The 17,256-nt window shown below is 41.5% G+C and carries 20 protein-coding genes; 14 read left to right on the forward strand and 6 right to left on the reverse strand.

The annotated features are described in order from the left end of the window. Positions 1 to 87 precede the first annotated feature (87 nt). The 5 genes from IMZ31_RS03575 (at position 88) to IMZ31_RS03595 (ending at position 3,590) form a co-directional block, all read left to right on the forward strand. On the forward strand, positions 88 to 984 hold the full coding sequence (locus IMZ31_RS03575) for an AEC family transporter (RefSeq protein WP_207529247.1): 897 nt from the start codon (positions 88 to 90) through the stop codon (positions 982 to 984). A gap of 21 nt (positions 985 to 1,005) precedes the next feature. Beyond that, the gene (locus IMZ31_RS03580; RefSeq protein ID WP_242705630.1) at positions 1,006 to 1,263 is read left to right on the forward strand and encodes an HPr family phosphocarrier protein; all 258 of its coding nucleotides are present in this window, start codon (positions 1,006 to 1,008) and stop codon (positions 1,261 to 1,263) included. 291 nt (positions 1,264 to 1,554) lie between these two features. Further along, entirely contained in the window at positions 1,555 to 1,953 is a 399-nt protein-coding gene (locus IMZ31_RS03585; RefSeq protein WP_207529249.1) for a hypothetical protein, read from the forward strand. A 100-nt stretch (positions 1,954 to 2,053) separates the two neighbouring features. After that, positions 2,054 to 3,220 (forward strand): chromate efflux transporter, encoded by a 1,167-nt coding sequence (gene chrA, locus IMZ31_RS03590; RefSeq protein WP_207529250.1) that lies wholly within the window; start codon positions 2,054 to 2,056, stop codon positions 3,218 to 3,220. 223 nt (positions 3,221 to 3,443) lie between these two features. Continuing rightward, on the forward strand, positions 3,444 to 3,590 hold the full coding sequence (locus tag IMZ31_RS03595; RefSeq protein ID WP_188654075.1) for a hypothetical protein: 147 nt from the start codon (positions 3,444 to 3,446) through the stop codon (positions 3,588 to 3,590). A gap of 81 nt (positions 3,591 to 3,671) precedes the next feature. Here IMZ31_RS03595 and IMZ31_RS03600 read toward each other — a convergent pair whose 3' ends face one another. Further along, the gene (locus IMZ31_RS03600; RefSeq protein ID WP_207529251.1) at positions 3,672 to 5,144 is read right to left on the reverse strand and encodes a SulP family inorganic anion transporter; all 1,473 of its coding nucleotides are present in this window, start codon (positions 5,142 to 5,144) and stop codon (positions 3,672 to 3,674) included. 278 nt (positions 5,145 to 5,422) lie between these two features. Here IMZ31_RS03600 and IMZ31_RS03605 point away from each other — a divergent pair, with 278 nt between their 5' ends. Further along, complete coding sequence (locus tag IMZ31_RS03605) at positions 5,423 to 5,845, forward strand: universal stress protein (RefSeq protein ID WP_207529252.1); 423 nt, start codon at positions 5,423 to 5,425, stop codon at positions 5,843 to 5,845. Positions 5,846 to 6,222: 377 nt separating this feature from the next. Here IMZ31_RS03605 and IMZ31_RS03610 read toward each other — a convergent pair whose 3' ends face one another. The 4 genes from IMZ31_RS03610 to IMZ31_RS03625 form a co-directional block, all read right to left on the reverse strand. Next, positions 6,223 to 6,726: a GNAT family N-acetyltransferase gene (locus IMZ31_RS03610; RefSeq protein WP_207529253.1), complete on the reverse strand. Its 504-nt coding sequence runs from the start codon at positions 6,724 to 6,726 to the stop codon at positions 6,223 to 6,225. Between the two features lie 162 nt (positions 6,727 to 6,888). Further along, the gene (locus tag IMZ31_RS03615) at positions 6,889 to 8,523 is read right to left on the reverse strand and encodes a putative ABC transporter permease subunit (RefSeq protein ID WP_207529254.1); all 1,635 of its coding nucleotides are present in this window, start codon (positions 8,521 to 8,523) and stop codon (positions 6,889 to 6,891) included. Beyond that, positions 8,516 to 9,241 (reverse strand): ABC transporter ATP-binding protein, encoded by a 726-nt coding sequence (locus tag IMZ31_RS03620; protein WP_207529255.1) that lies wholly within the window; start codon positions 9,239 to 9,241, stop codon positions 8,516 to 8,518. The genes IMZ31_RS03615 and IMZ31_RS03620 overlap by 8 nt, the downstream gene beginning before the upstream one ends. A 108-nt stretch (positions 9,242 to 9,349) precedes the next feature. Beyond that, entirely contained in the window at positions 9,350 to 10,051 is a 702-nt protein-coding gene (locus tag IMZ31_RS03625; RefSeq protein WP_207529256.1) for a Type 1 glutamine amidotransferase-like domain-containing protein, read from the reverse strand. 128 nt (positions 10,052 to 10,179) lie between these two features. Here IMZ31_RS03625 and IMZ31_RS03630 point away from each other — a divergent pair, with 128 nt between their 5' ends. The 6 genes from IMZ31_RS03630 to IMZ31_RS03655 all read left to right on the forward strand — a co-directional run bounded on the left by IMZ31_RS03630 (position 10,180) and on the right by IMZ31_RS03655 (position 14,670). Further along, complete coding sequence (locus IMZ31_RS03630; protein ID WP_207529257.1) at positions 10,180 to 11,004, forward strand: cobalamin-binding protein; 825 nt, start codon at positions 10,180 to 10,182, stop codon at positions 11,002 to 11,004. Positions 11,005 to 11,045: 41 nt separating this feature from the next. Then, positions 11,046 to 12,197, forward strand: coding sequence for a thiolase family protein (locus IMZ31_RS03635; RefSeq protein ID WP_207529258.1), 1,152 nt, complete (start codon positions 11,046 to 11,048; stop codon positions 12,195 to 12,197). Positions 12,198 to 12,472: 275 nt separating this feature from the next. Next, positions 12,473 to 13,207 (forward strand): AzlC family ABC transporter permease, encoded by a 735-nt coding sequence (locus IMZ31_RS03640; protein WP_371825479.1) that lies wholly within the window; start codon positions 12,473 to 12,475, stop codon positions 13,205 to 13,207. Continuing rightward, positions 13,204 to 13,497, forward strand: a complete 294-nt coding sequence (locus IMZ31_RS03645; protein WP_207529260.1) for an AzlD domain-containing protein — start codon at positions 13,204 to 13,206, stop codon at positions 13,495 to 13,497. The genes IMZ31_RS03640 and IMZ31_RS03645 overlap by 4 nt, the downstream gene beginning before the upstream one ends. 71 nt (positions 13,498 to 13,568) lie before the next feature. Further along, complete coding sequence (locus IMZ31_RS03650; RefSeq protein ID WP_207529261.1) at positions 13,569 to 14,021, forward strand: hypothetical protein; 453 nt, start codon at positions 13,569 to 13,571, stop codon at positions 14,019 to 14,021. Between the two features lie 106 nt (positions 14,022 to 14,127). Further along, positions 14,128 to 14,670 carry a GNAT family N-acetyltransferase gene (locus IMZ31_RS03655; RefSeq protein WP_207529262.1) on the forward strand — a complete coding sequence of 181 codons (543 nt, stop codon included), beginning with the start codon at positions 14,128 to 14,130 and terminating at the stop codon, positions 14,668 to 14,670. Between the two features lie 162 nt (positions 14,671 to 14,832). Here IMZ31_RS03655 and IMZ31_RS03660 read toward each other — a convergent pair whose 3' ends face one another. Next, on the reverse strand, positions 14,833 to 15,708 hold the full coding sequence (locus tag IMZ31_RS03660; protein WP_207529263.1) for a cation diffusion facilitator family transporter: 876 nt from the start codon (positions 15,706 to 15,708) through the stop codon (positions 14,833 to 14,835). 330 nt (positions 15,709 to 16,038) lie between these two features. On the opposite strand from IMZ31_RS03660, the gene IMZ31_RS03665 reads away from it, so the two are divergent. Then, complete coding sequence (locus IMZ31_RS03665; RefSeq protein WP_207529264.1) at positions 16,039 to 16,254, forward strand: hypothetical protein; 216 nt, start codon at positions 16,039 to 16,041, stop codon at positions 16,252 to 16,254. 377 nt (positions 16,255 to 16,631) lie between these two features. Next, on the forward strand, positions 16,632 to 17,231 hold the full coding sequence (gene wrbA, locus IMZ31_RS03670; protein ID WP_371825480.1) for an NAD(P)H:quinone oxidoreductase: 600 nt from the start codon (positions 16,632 to 16,634) through the stop codon (positions 17,229 to 17,231). The last annotated feature ends 25 nt before the right edge of the window (positions 17,232 to 17,256 follow it).

Raw genomic sequence — 17,256 nt, forward strand, 5'->3', positions numbered from 1 at the left:
GTTTATGGAGAGTTCAATCGCTTGGAGAATAAGAAGCAAAACGTTATTTGAAGGAAAAGCAATTGTGAATGAAAGAAGGGATTGCAAGTGAGTGTCTTTATCCAGGTCGTTTTCCCTGTGCTTCTTGTGTTTTTGTGCGGGTTTGGTATTCAGAAGTGGAAGCAGCTAGATATTAAATCAGTATCAACAGTTGCGATTTATATCTTAACGCCGTGCTTAGTGTTTGAGACATTTTATGATGCGAAGCTAAACGGTGAATATGTCATTATTGTAGCCTTTTCAGCTTGTTTACTTACGGCTATTATAATCATTAATAAGATCACAAAAGTCATCAAGGGATATGATCAATCTGTTGAGAGCGGTATGATTTTATCTACCGCATTTATGAATTCAGGGAATTACGGGGCTCCGATTGTCTTGTTTGCTTTTGGTGAGGAAGGCTTTGCCTATTCTGTATCCTTTCTTGTCTTACAAGCCATTATCATGAATTTCTTTGGCGTGTATTACGCGGCAAGAGGGCAGTCTGGTATGAGGTTGGCTGCCCAATCGGTTATGAAAATGCCTGCTACATATGCTGTTATCATTGCTTTGTTGATGAATGTATTAAAAATCCCGATGCCAGAGAATCTATTCTCAGCTATTCATCTTATTGCAGACGCTGCGATTCCTGGAGTTATGATTGTCTTAGGGATGCAGTTGGCTGATATCTCAGTGAAATCGATGGAGTGGGGGAAAGTAAGCTATGCATCAAGCCTAAGGCTTCTGGTTTCACCTCTTATTGCCCTACTCCTAGTATGGGTTATGCCGGTAGATCCTCTGCTTGCAAAAGTTCTAATTGTTTCTGCAGCTATGCCTTCAGCGGCAACCACGACGATGTATGCAGTCGAATTTAATGCCAGGCCAGAACTAGTCTCGAGTATAACTCTGGTGACAACATTAGCTAGTATCGTAACAATTTCAACATTGTTAACGTTTATCTCTTAGAAAATAAAAGGGGGACTTATGATGAATCAGGTATCCGAATCGATTCGAGTAAGCATAGATGAAACGCAGACGATCATTGAATTGAGTAATAAAATTCAGCGTTTTGACTCAGAAATCTATCTGGAGAAAAATGTAGAAGGAAGCTTGGTAGAAGTAAATTTAAAGAGCTTCCTTGGTTTAATAAACTTAAGGCTAAAAAATGGAGATATTCTATTGATTCGATGCGAGGGGAAAGACTGTTCCGTTGCATTAGAAGAAGTTAAAGAATGGTTAACATAGAATGATAAAAAGGCACTGTTCTTTAAGAACAGTGCCTTTTTATTTGCTTCATAAGAATTGAACTGAGATAGAATTGTTTTAATCGGGTCCGTTCACCTAATTAACGTCAGGGCGGCTTGAGGACTGCGAGATTCCGCAGGGAAGCAAGTGGTCCCAAAGACCTGCCCTGTTCCTCAATGAACTTGTTATAAGATTAACAACATTTAACAAAGCTTATAAATATAGAACAAAAAAAGGTTAGATTTGGACCGAAAAGGGGAATGGTCTGGTAAGAATAAGGAGTGAACTGAAATGTTGATATCTTACGTACCGTTTGATGGAACGAGCAGTTATATAGAAAATGTAGTATCCCTTTCCCATGAATTGTGCAGAGAAGGACGAACAAGCGATGCTATTCGCGCGCAGATTATAAATGATGCTGATGAAGAAGGACATAAAGGTTGGATTGCTTTGTGTAAGGGTGAGGTCGTCGGCTATGCTTATGGTTATCATTGTGTTAAGAAAGAAGTAAATCGGTCTGATATAGATCGTATTGGAGAAGAATATAAGGTAGAAAATGATGTTTATGATTGTTTTGAATACGTCGAAATGGCTGTTTCTCGGAAGTATAAACATGCAGGTATTGAGTCGACTCTCGAGAAGCGTTTACTTGATGAGACTTCAACACTTGAAAGAGAAAAGACTATTTAATGTTCTCTATTGATGAAATGTAAATTTGTCATTCATGCTATTGCCTCCTCCGAGGGTTCCCTATAAAATGAGGGAGATGTTTAGTTAAGGAGGCAAATTTGTGAAGACATATATAGAAATCTTGCTTGTCGCTTTTCGATTGGGCTTGACTTCGTTCGGAGGCCCTGTTGCTCACTTGGCGTACTTCCAAGATGAGTATGTGAAAAGACGAAAATGGCTTGATGATAAAAGTTATGCAGACCTTATTGCATTGTGCCAATTTTTACCTGGTCCTGCTAGTAGTCAGGTAGGAATCTCTATTGGTATGGTTCGTGGTGGAATCTTAGGGGGGATTTGTGCGTGGATTGGGTTTACCCTTCCGTCTATTGTAGCCCTGATCCTATTCGCGCTCACAGTTCATTCTTTAGGAATCCAAGATGCTTCTTGGGTGAAAGGATTAAAAGTTGTCGCTGTAGCGGTAGTGGCTCATGCGATCATGAATATGGGCAAGAAGTTAACACCGGATCGTCCTCGTATTACGATTGCTATTCTAGCAGCGATCGCATTGCTGTTCTATCAAACTGCTTTATTCCAGATTGTTGTGATTCTAGCTGGTGCAATGATTGGTATGATTCTTTATCGTAATGCTGAATTACCTGAAGGACAGGATGTAGGGCTCCGGTTTAAAAAACGAACAGGAATCATCTCCCTAACGATCTTTGCGGCTTTGCTTGCATTTATCCCTATTGTGGCGAATGCTAGCTCTTCCATTTACGTGACGATTTTTGATATCTTCTATCGAGTTGGCTCGATCGTATTTGGTGGAGGTCATGTCGTTCTGCCTATGTTAGAAGCTGAAGTTGTGCCGGCACTTATTTCTAAAGATCTATTCTTAGCAGGGTACGGGGCAACACAAGCTGTACCTGGTCCAATGTTCACGTTCTCAAGTTATATTGGGACTGTAGTAAAAGGGATTCCCGGCGGTATTGTGGCATCGCTAGCGATGTTTCTACCATCATTCTTGCTGTTAATTGGCGTTCTGCCGTTTTGGAACTCACTCCGCAAGGTAAAACGAGTCCGTGCGGCCTTACTTGGTGTAAATGCAGCTGTGGTTGGTCTGTTAATTGCAGCATTTTACGATCCGATTTGGACAAGTGCGATCCAAGCACCTAAAGACGTAGCTGTGAGCTTAGGTTCATTTGCGCTATTGTATTTCTGGAAGCGCCCAGCGTGGCTTGTTGTAATTCTTACAGTTCTAGCCTATGTAGCGGTATCTGTAATCGTATAAATAAGGTTAAAGCGGAAAAGATATGGGGAGCCATATCTTTTTTTTTGTGTGTTTTCCATAGATGGAGTAGCGTTTCCACCAGCTATAGTAAAGCGTGAGGTGGGATGTTTTAAAAAAACATATTAAACAAGAAACTAAATTATCTGACTTGTCAGATAACTTCGGGGTGTGTTATGATTGGTTCACAATATGAAAACGTTTACAAAAGTGGTGATCAGATCTGATGGAAGAGACCAAATTGCGTAAACAAGCCATGGTATCACTCACGGGAAGAGAGCAACAGTTTTCGAAAGAGAATAACTTCTTGTTTAACTATGGAACACTTGTCCTTACATCACTCGCACTTCTTGTACAACATTATTTCATGTAAATCTACACAGTAATCGTTACCCCCTAAAATGATAGCATAAAAAAGATCCCCTGACGCTAAGCGTCAGGGGATCTTACTTTTTTAATGACCAGATGCTTTCGCATTTGGTTTATCATGGACAGCAAGTTTGTTTACTAGAGTAGAGCTTGCGTCATTAAGTCCCATAATTTCTACGTTGGTACCTTGTTCTTGGAATTTCATCACGACTTTATCAATCGCTCCAACCGCTGAATCGTCCCATACGTGTGTGGCACTAAAGTCAATCACGACTGTGTCCACTTCTTCTTTATAATCAAAGTAATCCGCGAATTCGGAAATCGATGCGAAGAACATTTGACCTGTTACACGGTACATACGCTTACTATGCTCAGCATCTAATGTTTTCTCAACATGAATATTAGAGATCTTCGCAACGAAGAAGATCGCACTTAAAATAATACCTGCAAATACTCCAAGGGATAGGTTGTGTGTGTAAACAACTGTTCCTACGGTTACAATCATAACAGCTGCATCAGTAACTGGCATACGATGGAGCTTCGTTAAAGAAGACCAATCAAATGTGCCAATCGATACCATAATCATAACACCCACAAGGGCTGCCATTGGAATTTGAACTAGAACATCTTGTAAGACAAGGATAAGGAATAATAAGAACAGACCTGCTATTAAAGTGGAAAGTCTTCCACGTCCACCGGATTTTACATTAATGACAGATTGGCCAATCATCGCACAGCCGGCCATGCCGCCAAAAAATCCAGTAACGACGTTAGAAATACCTTGACCACGAGCTTCTTTGTTCTTGTCACTCGGCGTGTCCGTCATGTCGTCTACAATTTGAGCTGTTAGTAACGATTCAAGTAGTCCCACAATGGATAATGCGAATGCATATGGGAAAATGATTTGAAGCGTTTCGAAATTCAGTGGAATATCAGGAATTAGGAACATTGGTAGTTCACTTGGTAATGTACCCATATCTCCAACTGTGCGTACGCCTACACTTGTTGTTAATGCAATTACTGTCATTACAATAATCGCAACAAGAGGAGCAGGAATCGCAGTTGTAAAGCGAGGTAGGATATAAATAATTGCAAGAGAACCTGCAACCATTAGGTACATCGCCATTCCTTCACCTTCAAAGTGGGGAAGCTGAGCTGTAAAAATCAGAATCCCTAAGGCGTTCACGAACCCGATCATAACAGAGCGGGGGATGAACTTCATAAATTTGGCGACTTTCAAGACACCAAATAAATACTGTAAAATCCCGGTTAAAACCGTAGCCGCTAATAGATATTCTAAGCCATGATCTTTAACCAGTGTCACCATCAAGAGCGCCATAGCACCTGTGGCCGCTGAAATCATACCAGATCGACCGCCGGTAAAAGCAATGACAACCGCAATACAGAACGATGCATATAAGCCGACTTTCGGGTCTACGCCTGCAATGATAGAGAAGGCAATTGCTTCAGGAATCAGAGCAAGAGCAACGACAATACCAGCCATAACGTCACCTTTAACGTTACCAAACCATTGTTGTTTTAGAGATTGTACGTTCAAATCGACACCTCTTTCTTCAGTTTTTAATGTTGGCTTTCGACCGCGCCGAAAGCAAATCCGATTGCAACGAGAGTGATTATAACACGAAGACCGTAAAACAAATAACCCCATGTAAACGCTTAATTAAGGTTTTTTCTTTAAATATCTCTCTTATCCTTATTCAGAGACCCCTGAACCATAAAAATGACATTTTTTTGTCTGAATATTTAAGTGTCCTTTAAGAGTCCAAACCGTGGTATGATAAGAAGTATAGCCATATATTAGGGGGGAGTTTTGTTATGTATCAACGAATTCTTCTAGCCACAGATGGATCTGAATCTGCTATGAGGGCTGCTCATAAAGCTGCACATCTTGCTAAGATTGAAGCATGCGCAAGGGTAACCATTGCCTATGTGGTCGATCCAGCCGCCTCGAAGCACGATGTCCTTACAGAAGGAAGCAGTATGAGTCTCCTAGAACAAAAAAGGCATGAACGCGTTAAACCCATAGAAGGTTTATTTGATCGCAAAGAAGTAAGTTATGATTTTAAACTGCTTAAAGGTGACCCTGGAATTGAACTCACTCACGTAGCTAATGAAGAGGAGTACGATGTTGTAATCATGGGAAGCCGCGGTCTTAATGCTCTCCAGGAAGTTGTTTTAGGTAGTGTTTCGCACAAAGTGACACTTGGAGCTAAATGTCCGGTTATGATTGTGAAGTAATATATAAGGAAGAAAGTTGGTATCAAAAAGCCAGAATCCATAGCGGGTTCTGGCTTTTTTTGTAGGTATAGATTAATCAGATTGGCGAAAAGGCTATCGGAATGTCGTAAGAGTGAGGAGAAGTGACCAAAAGCTAAAGAGAATTGACTAAAAACGAACTGAATTGCTTAAAATCAGGACACAGTTACTAAAGCATTATTAACGTTCCTAAAATCAGCATGAAGTTACGAAAAAACACCGAGAATTTACGAAAAGAAAGTTGGGAGTTCCTAAAGAGGGAGGAGTATTTACGAAAACTAGTATGAACTTACTAAATGCAAGCAGGAGATTATCCACTTAATACAAAAAAGCACGCAGTTCTGAACTGCGTGCTACTCCTAAATATCTTTGTACATCAACTCTTCATCTAGATAATGACCTTCTTTAAGCTTTATGGCGCGTGGTTCGTGTCCGTATTTGGTAAAACCGTATTTACGGTATAGGTCGATCGCTGGTTGGTTCGTGGCGACAACGCTTAGATGAAGTTGTTCGATATGTAGAGACCGGGCTTGGGTCGTGCAGGAATCCAATAAGGCAGTACCGACACCAAGACCTCTTGTTTGAGGGGATACATACATGGCTAGGATGTGTCCTTTATGCTTGAATTTTGTGTGGGTTTCTGGGTGAAGGGTGACGACTCCACGAAGATGGCCATCTATAAAAGCTCCGTACGTGTGTGTACTTTGGTTACTTAACTGGTCAGCAGTACGTTCTACAGGATTTGCCCTTTGTTTAGCTTCATCGTATGTGGTGATAAATGCTTCTGGGTTTGTGAGTAGAGATTCAAGGCGTAGATTCCAATAATTTTCGGCGTCAATTGAACCGAGTCGTTTAATGTCCATACCATACCTCCTGATGAATAGCAGTTGATCTTATTATACTGTTTTTATTCGAGTGGCGAAATACTAATTGTGTAGATAGGGCCGTTACGTTTGTTGAGTGCTTGGGGTGAGGGAACTGTATCGATTTTAAAAAGAAAATAGCACCTGGCTAGTGCCAGATGCTTAATGTATACGGTGAAAATCATTTTTAGCGATAGAGTGTAACAATCTTTGGGTTAGGTAAATTGCAGCGCAGATTCCTAATAAAAGCAATGCCATTGTAACGGCTACGTTTTTAAAAGGCAGTTGCCATAAGATAAACAAATAGATTCCAAAGCCGAATGCTTGTATAAGCATACTTTGTAGGGGCACGAATCTTGATTTGAATACTTGTTGTTCATCGCTCCAGTCAAGCTTAGGTTGTTTGGCGTCTAGGTATACACCGAAGAGGTTAGAGAACCAACTCGTTCCTAAAGCTAAAAGTAGCCAAAGGGTCATATAAATCCAAGGGATATTTATGACAAAGGCGAATACCGGAAATAGGATGGTGAGTGAGATCCCTTGAATAAGGAAAGCAGAAAATGCCTTGCTGAAAAGGATAGTCTTCGGATGAACTGGCATGTATAAGTTCGTAAACCAACTGCGGCCTTCCCGAGAGATGGCGGTGGTAGCGGTTGGATTTGTTCCAAGTACGAACAGAGTGAACCCAAGCATACCTATTAAAATATATTTTCCATCAACTGAACCGATATCAGCTGTGAGTTCCCCAATGCCATTATCAAGAAAAAGGATAATGGCTAAAAAGATCGGTGCGAATAAATTTTGCACCACGCAATTAATAAAGAAAGAAGGTGTACGGAAAACAAGCTTGATTTCTTTCCAGGTATAGCTCCAAAATGGCGTGCGGCTCTTAGAATCAATATCAATAGATTTCTTGCCTTTACTTCCTCCAGATAGACCTCTGACACCATGGTAGTATAACTTCTGTCCGGCTAGTAAGAAGATTGTCACGCTAACGAATGTAAACGCAATAAAGCCAATTAGAGAAAGCAGAGATTGCCACATCGGCAGCTGTGCATTTAGAGATTCAGTAGCTAAGAAGACGTTAGGAAGGAATTTAGTTGTATTCCACAATATATGTTCTTGTTCCGCTAGCCACTGACCGACATCCTGGGAAACCGTTTCTGTATCTTGATTAAGGCGAATGATGACGTTAACGCCAATAATAATAAGGAAAGAAAAAACTCCAGCTAATACTTTAGTGCGGTCTTTATTCTTAAAGATATTAGCGTATCGCATCACAATCATCATGAGCAGGCCTGATAGGATAAATGGGATAATCGGAAATAAAAGCAACATGATTATGGCGGTTAAGTAGAAACCGATCGAAGCACTCGAGTACAACCCATACAAAAGGAAAACAGGGGCAAGTCCAAACAATGTGAAGGCATATACCGTAATGAGAGGACCAATTGATTTCCCGAATATAATTTGGTAAGGGTGCAACGGGAGTGGAATATAGGTCTCAATATCTTCAGAGAAATAAAACGATGTTAATATTGAAGAAAGACTCGTGAACAGGAGGAAAATGCTCACAAGTAATAACGCTAAAGCTAAAATCATAGGTGATAAGCCCACTGGTGCGAGAACTTGGTAAAGCCCGCCAATAATGCTATCTAAAAACCAAAACCATATAACGAACAGTGGAATCATTAAGACTCCTACAATAGCAGTATTCGCCTTTTGGCCTCCACTTTTGGCAGACCACGAGAAATACATTTTCATCATTACTTTACTAAGTAGAATCGTCTTATTCATGTTCAGTCAGCTCCAGGAAGATGTGTTCAAGTGTTTCGTCTGATTGGTATTTCTCACGCATGGCATCCATTGTTCCGTAAAACTGGAGCGTACCTTCCTGAATAATTGCAACTTCATCACACAGCTGTTCGACAACTTCAAGGACATGAGTAGAAAAGAAGACCGTTTTGCCTTTCGCAGCATGCTCACGCATCATTTCCTTTACAGCATAAGACGATTTAGGATCGAGTCCTGTAAGAGGTTCATCTAAAATCCATACATCAGGATCATGAAGGAGCACCCCGGTGATAACAATTTTTTGGCGCATGCCATGTGAATACGTTTGAATGGTATCATTTAAGACGTTATAGATGCCAAAGGTTTTAGTGATACGATCAATTTTCTCTTGGCGTATATCTTTTGGAACTTCATACAGATCGGCAATGAAATGAAGGTACTCAACCCCTTTTAACCGCAAGAATTGGTCCGGAGAATCTGGTACGTAGCCGAAGGAACGCTTCGCTTCAATTGGATTTTCTGAAATGTTGTGTCCATTAATTGTAATGGATCCTTCATCAATCGGAAGGATGCCTGTAATCATCTTGATTGTTGTTGATTTTCCTGCTCCATTAGGTCCTAGAAAACCAATGATTTTACCGTCTGGGATGGAAAGATCAAGTTGACTTACAGCAGCTTTATTTTCATCGTATTTTTTGGTAACATGATTTATTTCAATCATAAAGGCCCACCTTTAATAAGCTAGTATTCGTTCTTACGAATGAGTGAAGAAAACGTTTCGTTATACATGATAGCAGATAAAGAGACGGGCTACTATTTAAAGGTTAGATCATTGTTCTAGAGAGAGCTCCACTATTTCTAGTGTGTCTACTATTGCTTCTTGGTCTCCGGGGGTGACTCGGTAAGCAGCTGCTTCTGGTCGTGATGAAATGGCAACATGGATATCTCTTCCAACAAAATGGATGGCTGCCCCATCATCTAACGCAAATCCTGTTAAAATCTGCTTTTCTTGAATGAAATCAAGATAGTTTTCTTTCCATTTAGGATCTCCGTTATAATGAGGGCATAGACTTCCGGGTAAAAAATCGAGGCCTTTAATTGTTCTCATTCCACCTGGTGTGGAGCCTGAAAGCCCTTCGTTAAACCAACACATAGCCCCTGCGCTCAGTCCTGCAAGTATAATGTCCTCTTTCCAAGCTTTCTTTAAGATTCGATCGAGCTCCCATTCCTTCCATAGGGCAAGCAAGTTGCGTGTATTCCCACCACCTACATAGATGATATCTTGTGATAGAAGAAACGTTTCAATGTCCGTTACTGCTGGTTTAAGTAAAGATAAATGAGTCGGCTCGCACGCTTCTTGATTAAAGAAATCATAAAACTTTTGGATATAGGCTTCATCATCACCGCTCGCTGTTGCTAGAAAGCAAATTTTCGGACGAAGTTGTTCAGATTGATTTAAAATATAACGATCGAGTAGAGGGTTATTATCCTCTGCAGAAAATCCCCCACCGCCCATTGCAATAATATTCATGTTACATTCCTCCTCTTCTTAGTTCGTGTTAGCTATCTAAAATGTTATAATATTAAGAAAAATACTATATGAAATTCCCTATCTAGTGCAAGTTATATTTTTTAATTCTTCTAGAAAGGAGAACAAATATGAGGTTAGTGTCGATCTGTCCAAGTAATACAGAACTTCTTGCTTACCTTGGCATGACCGATCAATTAGTCGGTGTGGATCAATATTCTGATTGGCCTGAGGAAGTAAAGGATCTGCCGCAGCTTGGTCCTGATTTATCGATTGATATGGATCATGTAGAACGCCTTGAGCCTGATTTGGTTCTTGCTTCTTTAAGTGTGCCGGGTATGGAGCGAAATATTGAAGAGTTAGAAAGGCGGAACGTGCCTTATATCACTCTTAATCCAAATTCTCTTGAAGAAATAGCAGAGGATTTAATTAAGATTGGGGCTTATACGCAAACGGAACAAAAGGCTAAAGAGGTGGTTCATGCTTATCGTTCATTCATTGCACAGTATCAACAATTGGCAGACACCGTTAAGGGGAAGCCATCATTATATTGGGAGTGGTGGCCGAAGCCAATTTTCTCACCTGGGGGGCCAAATTGGTTAACAAAGATCAGTGAATTAGCCGGTGGGCAAAATGTGTTCTCAAAGGAAAGGGAAGCAAGTGTTAAGCGATCGTGGGAAGATGTGAGAGAACTTAATCCTGACGTTATATGTATGGCGTGGGTCGGAGTAAAAGAGGATAAGATGAAGCCAGAAGCTATTCGTAAGCGGCAAGGATGGGAAGAGGTGCAAGCTGTAAAAACGAATCAAATCTTTGTGCTACAAGAATCCTTATACTGTCGCCCGTCCCCTCGTTTGTTATGGGGAATGCAGAAATTAGCGTATCTTCTTCATCCAGAAGTGTATCCAGCGCCGGATGAAGAAGATCCGTTGTTGAAGCTATTGGTAAGTCGTTAGAAGATATTTTTTAAATAGGGCATGGGAGAGGGAGTGGGAGAATGGGGCAAGAAGTTGTCATTGTCGAAGCTGTCAGGACAGCAGTAGGAAAAAGAAGAGGTGTTTTCCGAGATGTCCATCCTGTTCATATGGCAAGTACCGTATTACATGAACTTGTTCAACGAGCAGGCATTAATAAGGAGCATGTCGAGGATATTGTGATGGGGTGTGTTTCACCTGTTGGGGAGCAGGGATACAACATTGGTCGGCTTGCTGGACTAGAAGCAGGCTTCCCTGTTGAAGTACCAGCTGTGCAATTAAATCGAATGTGTGGCTCAGGTCAGCAAGCGATCCATTTTGCAGCCCAAGAAATTTTGGCTGGTGATATGCAGATTGCGATAGGAGCAGGCGTTGAAAATATGTCGAAAGTTCCTATCTTAAGTGATGGAGATGAGCGAACGATTCCTGACTCGCTACATGATAAGTATGAATTTATTCATCAAGGTCTTTCAGCGGAACGAATCGCTCTCAAGTATGGTTTTACAAGAGAGCAGTTAGATGAGTACGCTTATGAAAGCCATCGGCGCGCGATCCATGCGATCGACTCTGGCACTTTCGAAAGGGAGATCGTTCCTTTGGAGGGGTTATCAAAGGAAGGGGACTCTATACTAGTCAAGCAGGATGAGGGCCCCCGTAGAGGTACATCACTTTCAAAGCTTCAGAAGCTTCAGCCAGTTTTTAAGGAAGATGGAGTGATTACAGCAGGAAATGCGAGCCAGATGAGTGACGGAGCAGCAGCTGTACTATTGATGAATAAAGACAAGGCCAATGAGCTAGGTTTAAAAGCAAGAGCTCGGATTGTGAAGCGGGTTGTAGTAGGATCTGATCCGACAATGATGTTAGATGGGGTCATTCCTGCTACCAAGAAAGTTCTCCTTCAAGCTGGTTTAACGATTGATGATATCGATCTGGTGGAAATTAATGAGGCTTTTGCGCCAGTTGTTCTTGCATGGCAAAAAGAGTTGCAAGCAGATTTACAAAAGGTAAACGTCAACGGAGGAGCGATCGCTTTAGGGCATCCTCTTGGTGCCACCGGTGCAAAGCTTATGACCACTCTTCTTCATGAGTTAGAACGAAGAAACGGACGTTTCGGACTCTTAACGATTTGCATTGGTCATGGTATGGCGACTGCGGCTATTATTGAACGATTATAGACGTTGCTATATTGAAAATCATGTGAAATGAATCGTGTGAATACTGCTAAGATTCCTTCAAACTCCTCAAAAAGAATTTAGAGTATCAAAAATAACCTGTAATGAAAGAACCTGCCTATTAGGCGGGTTCTATTATGCTTATTTTTCTAAGGCACCCCTGAACAAATTCAAATGGGATTGTTTTTTCAATTGAGGTGTTTTCTCTAGAGCCACTTCTCATGTAAATGAATCTGGATTATAATGGTTTAAATTTGAATGGTGGAGAGGGATGCAAGGTGCAGGCAAATTCAGAAATTGTAGAAAGGTCTAGTGCGGGGGTTGGCGATTCTTTGAAAAGAGGGGCAATGGCTGGTCTGCCGATTATGTTTGGGTATCTTCCTATTGCGATTACATATGGTGTGTTAGCAAGTGAGGCAGGTTTAAGTCTTTTTGAGATCACGATGATGAGTGTGATGGTTTTTGCTGGGGCAAGCCAGTTTGTAGCAACCAATATGATTTTAACTAGTGTAAGTGCAATGGAAATTATACTAGCCACCTTTGTTCTCAACTTCCGTCATTTTGTGATGAGCTTTTCGTTTATGAATCAAATTCGTTCGTTTGCGCTTAAATGGAAAGTCCCTCTCTCATTAGGATTAACGGATGAGACCTTTGCTGTTGGTTCCCTGCATAAGAAAGAATCTAAGGATCCTTATGGAGGTTGGTTTTACGCCTCTATGATTCTAGTATCCTATTCTTCATGGGTTGGCGGTTCTTTTCTAGGAGGGGTTCTTGGAGAAGTGATTCCAGCTGCTCTCAGTCAAAGTATGGTAGTGGCATTATATGCGATGTTTATCGCTCTGTTAGTACCGTCGATCAGGAGAGAATGGAAGATTGGTATCATTGCGATCATTAGTATGGTTGTTAATTATCTATTATCAGCTCTAGGGATTAGTGATGGATGGGCGATCGTTGTAGCTACGCTTGTCGGTGGAGCTAGTGGTATTGGATTGTTAAAGGAGGAAGAAGCATGATTTTGGTTATCATTGGTATGGCGATCGTTACCATGTTCCCTCGTTTCTTGCCTGCGTTTGTCGTAGATCGATGGACATTCCCTCTTTGGGTTTCCCGTTGGCTGAATGCGATCCCATACGCTGCCCTAGGAGCTCTTATTTTCCCTGGTATTACAACTGTTATTGATGGAGAACCACACATTGGTCTCCTAGCAGGTGGGGTAGCTGTTCTGTTTGCATTCTTAAGAGCACACACGATTGTTACCGTGTTGGTTGCGATTGGAACGGTATATATCCTAACTATTATATAAAAGGCTTCTGTCACGCTGTATGGGTCATTGCATATAGTATAGTGAGCTTATAACGGAAGGAGCCAGACAGCATGGATTATAGACAGAATGATGGGTTAAGTTGGCTTGTGGGTCAATTATTTCCAGGTCAAGGCGGTTTCGGCGGTGGTTTTGGCGGGGGATATCCTCAACAACAGCCACCATTTGGTCCACCTCCTGGTCAAGGTGGGGGAGGTCAGCCACCGTTCGGCCCACCTCCTGGGCAAGGAGGAGGCGGCCAGCCGCCATTCGGCCCACCACCAGGTCAGGGGCAGTTTAATGGTTACGGCGGTCAGCCGAGCGTTTTTGCAGTAGACCCAGGTTCGTTTTATGGATGTTTGTACCGCTATACACGTGTTCGTTTAAATAATGGGAGAAGGTTCTGGTACTACCCAACGTTCATCGGTAGAACGTCTGTTGGGGGTTATCGCTGGCGTTCAAGACAAAACCGCTGGGTATATTTCGTCATTGATACGGATCGTATTGCTTCGTTTTCTTGCTCATAAAATAAAAACGTCATCGAAAGGTGGCGTTTTTCTATACATAATCACAAATACCGAATACAATTGAAGTAAGCGCTTGCAAAAGTTAGATCAGGGGGAGGGGAAGCAGTTGTATACAATTCGAAGAGCGACCCAGGAAGACGCTAGAGCAATTGCTTATGTTCATGTGGAAAGTTGGAGAACGACCTATAAACCGCTTATTGAGGAAGAGGATATTCAGAGTTTAACACTTGAAAATCGCATAACGTTATGGGAAACAATCTTAAAAACGCCTATTAACAACCAGACCATCTTTGTGGCCACCGATGAAACGGACCGGGTGGTAGGGTTTATATCTGGTGGAAAAGAACGCACAAAGGTTTACGGATATGACGGAGAGATCTACGCTATATATTTACTAGATGAAGTAAGGATGAAAGGTCTAGGTACAGGATTATTAAAAGCCTTCACAAGTGATATGGCTCAAAAAGGGTATGGCTCTATATTAGTTTGGGTATTAACACGTAATCCGAATAAACGCTTTTATGAACGGTACGGGGCTATTGCGGTAGAAGCAGAAAATATAACCATAGGGAAAGGTACTTACGAAGAAACAGCATACGGATGGAAACACCTTGACCACCTGCTTGAGACATTACCAGCTTCATCGTAAAAGGTTCAAAGCGCGTGGCAAACGTGGTTTATATTCATGTGCACGAAAAAGGAGCTTGGGATATCCCAAGCTCCTTTTTTATATTTATAAAAGAATAATGACAAGCGTTCAAAGGGAATTTCAAATTCATTGAAGCGGTTTAAGTTTTTGTAAACCGAATGTCTATTCTTCTTCGTGATATGGCTCAATGTGTATATGTGCATAATGAATACCATGTTCATCAGCTAGTGAATTTTCAAGGCGATCTGTTATATCATGGCCTTCTTGCACACTTAGCTGTGGATCGACTAAGATCGTTGCGTCAACAAGGACTTGATTTCCATGTAAGCGTGCTTTCACATCCTCTACGACTTTCACGTCCGTATCTTGCTTGAGCGTATCTTTTACTTGATCAAGAAGTTCTTCGTCAACACCGTCTGTTAACGTATGGGAAGCATCACGGAATATTTCATAGGCGGTTTTACAAATAATGAGTCCTACGATGAAACCAGCTACTGGATCCAGCCAATAGGCTCCAAATTGTGCACCAATAATACCGATGAAAGCACCAATACTTACAAGGGCATCGGATCGGTTGTCTTGAGCGGCTGCGTAAAGCGAATGACTATTAATCCGTTTAGATAAGCGTAAATTATAGCGATAGACACCGTACATCACCACAGCTGCACCAGCTGCAGTCCAAGCGGTAAGTAAACTGGGTTGTTCGTCGTGACCGGCAAATATTTGTTGAATGGTTTCATATATAACTTGTAAGCCAACTGTCATCATTATGAAAGCGGCTATGAGTGAGCCGATCGTTTCGGCGCGGAAATGTCCATAGTGGTGGTCTCTGTCAGGTGGCTTTCTGGAGATCCGTAACCCGATCAAGACGGCTAAAGATGCGATGACATCTGTAACGTTGTTCAATCCATCTGCGCGTAATGCTTCTGATTGACCGACAGAAGCAATAATTAATTTAGTAGCAGACAATATGAGATAAGCACATATGCTAATCCATGCACCTTGCTCACCTTTTTTTAGGTTCTCATATTCATTCATATATTGATCCTCCGTTCCCTATCAATAAACCTTATATAGCTTACCAAAAGGGGTTCATATGAGTCTAGAGAAAAAAACGTTGCTATCTTCACTTCTATTGTCACCATAAAATAATGTTTCCTTAATCCAATAATATATCCTGAAGTAAACAATAGGTATAAAGACCTGTATTTTGTCATATTTGTAATCAAAATGTCGAATAGGGGATTAATCTACTCCCGAAAGGGTATCTGCTTATTAAGATATTATTTATATGTTTTAGATAGCAGAAACAAGATCGGTAGACGGCCGTTGGCTTTTGGAAATTTCAATGACAAAGGAGTGAGGCTATTGGTTAAGGAAACCGTAATCATTGAAGGCTCTGTACGTGGAATGAAGTTCTCAAAGCCTGTGTTGTTGCAATACAACCCTTCTGAGGAGAACATAGAAGAGGCTATTATTAAATTCTTTAACAGTCATGCCCAATCTTTCGAAGAACTAGCCGTGCAACGCGGTTGGACAAATTCATACTGGACGTTCCCGCAATATTACGAACTCGTCATATAATACATTATACAGTAAAGGCAACCCTCTCAGGGTTGCCTTTACTTATGCTTCTTTTTTACTCACGCTAATTTTTGATCCTTCAATTGCAATAGTTAGATGAACGTTTCCGTTCGCTTAAATGGAGCGTAAGGCGGGCCTGGAATCCACTCGCTTTCCAGCTCACCCGCAGGAAAGCGAGTTGTCCCCAATCCTGCCCTATCCTCCACATAAGGTAACGGCCGAATCATACTAGAATATCTAGCCAAAAAATATCTTGATATTGAAACTCTTTGTTTTGAAGTAAGTGCATGGTGGGTATATACTATAGGTATCCCATTTATTTCATGATGTGGAAATGATGGGTGGACTATACTGATTGGATAAAAGGAGAGATAAGTTTGACAAACATTGCAGTGATTTACTACAGTTCAACCGGTACGAATTACAAATTAGCTAAGTGGGCAGAAGAGGCAGCTAAGGAAGCTGGTGCTGAGGTGAAGCTTGTTCGCGTGGCAGAGACAGCGCCTGAGGAAGCAATCGCTCAAAACCCTGCCTGGAAGCAACATTTAGAAGAAACGAAGGATGTACCAGTCGCTTCAAATGATGATCTTGAATGGGCTGATGGTTTTATCTTTAGTGTACCAACTCGTTTTGGTAACGTTCCAGCTCAAATAAAATCATTTTTAGATGCAACGGGTGGTCTATGGTTTAACGGGAAACTTGTGAACAAAGTAGTAAGTGCAATGTCTTCCGCTCAAAATCCTCATGGTGGTCAGGAGCAAACGATCACAAACCTTTACACAACCATGTTTCACTGGGGAGCTATTGTAGCTGCACCAGGTTACTCAGATCAGTCCGTCTTCTCTGGTGGCGGAAACCCTTATGGGACGTCCGTGACAGTTGATCAGGATGGAAACATGCAAGAAGATGTAGAAGCGGCAGTAAAACACCAAGCGAAGCGTACGGTTGATATTGCAAGCCGTATTCATAGTAAATAATAGAATGGTAGGCCATCCCACGTGG

The sequence above is a fragment of the Pontibacillus sp. ALD_SL1 genome, assembly GCF_017355605.1.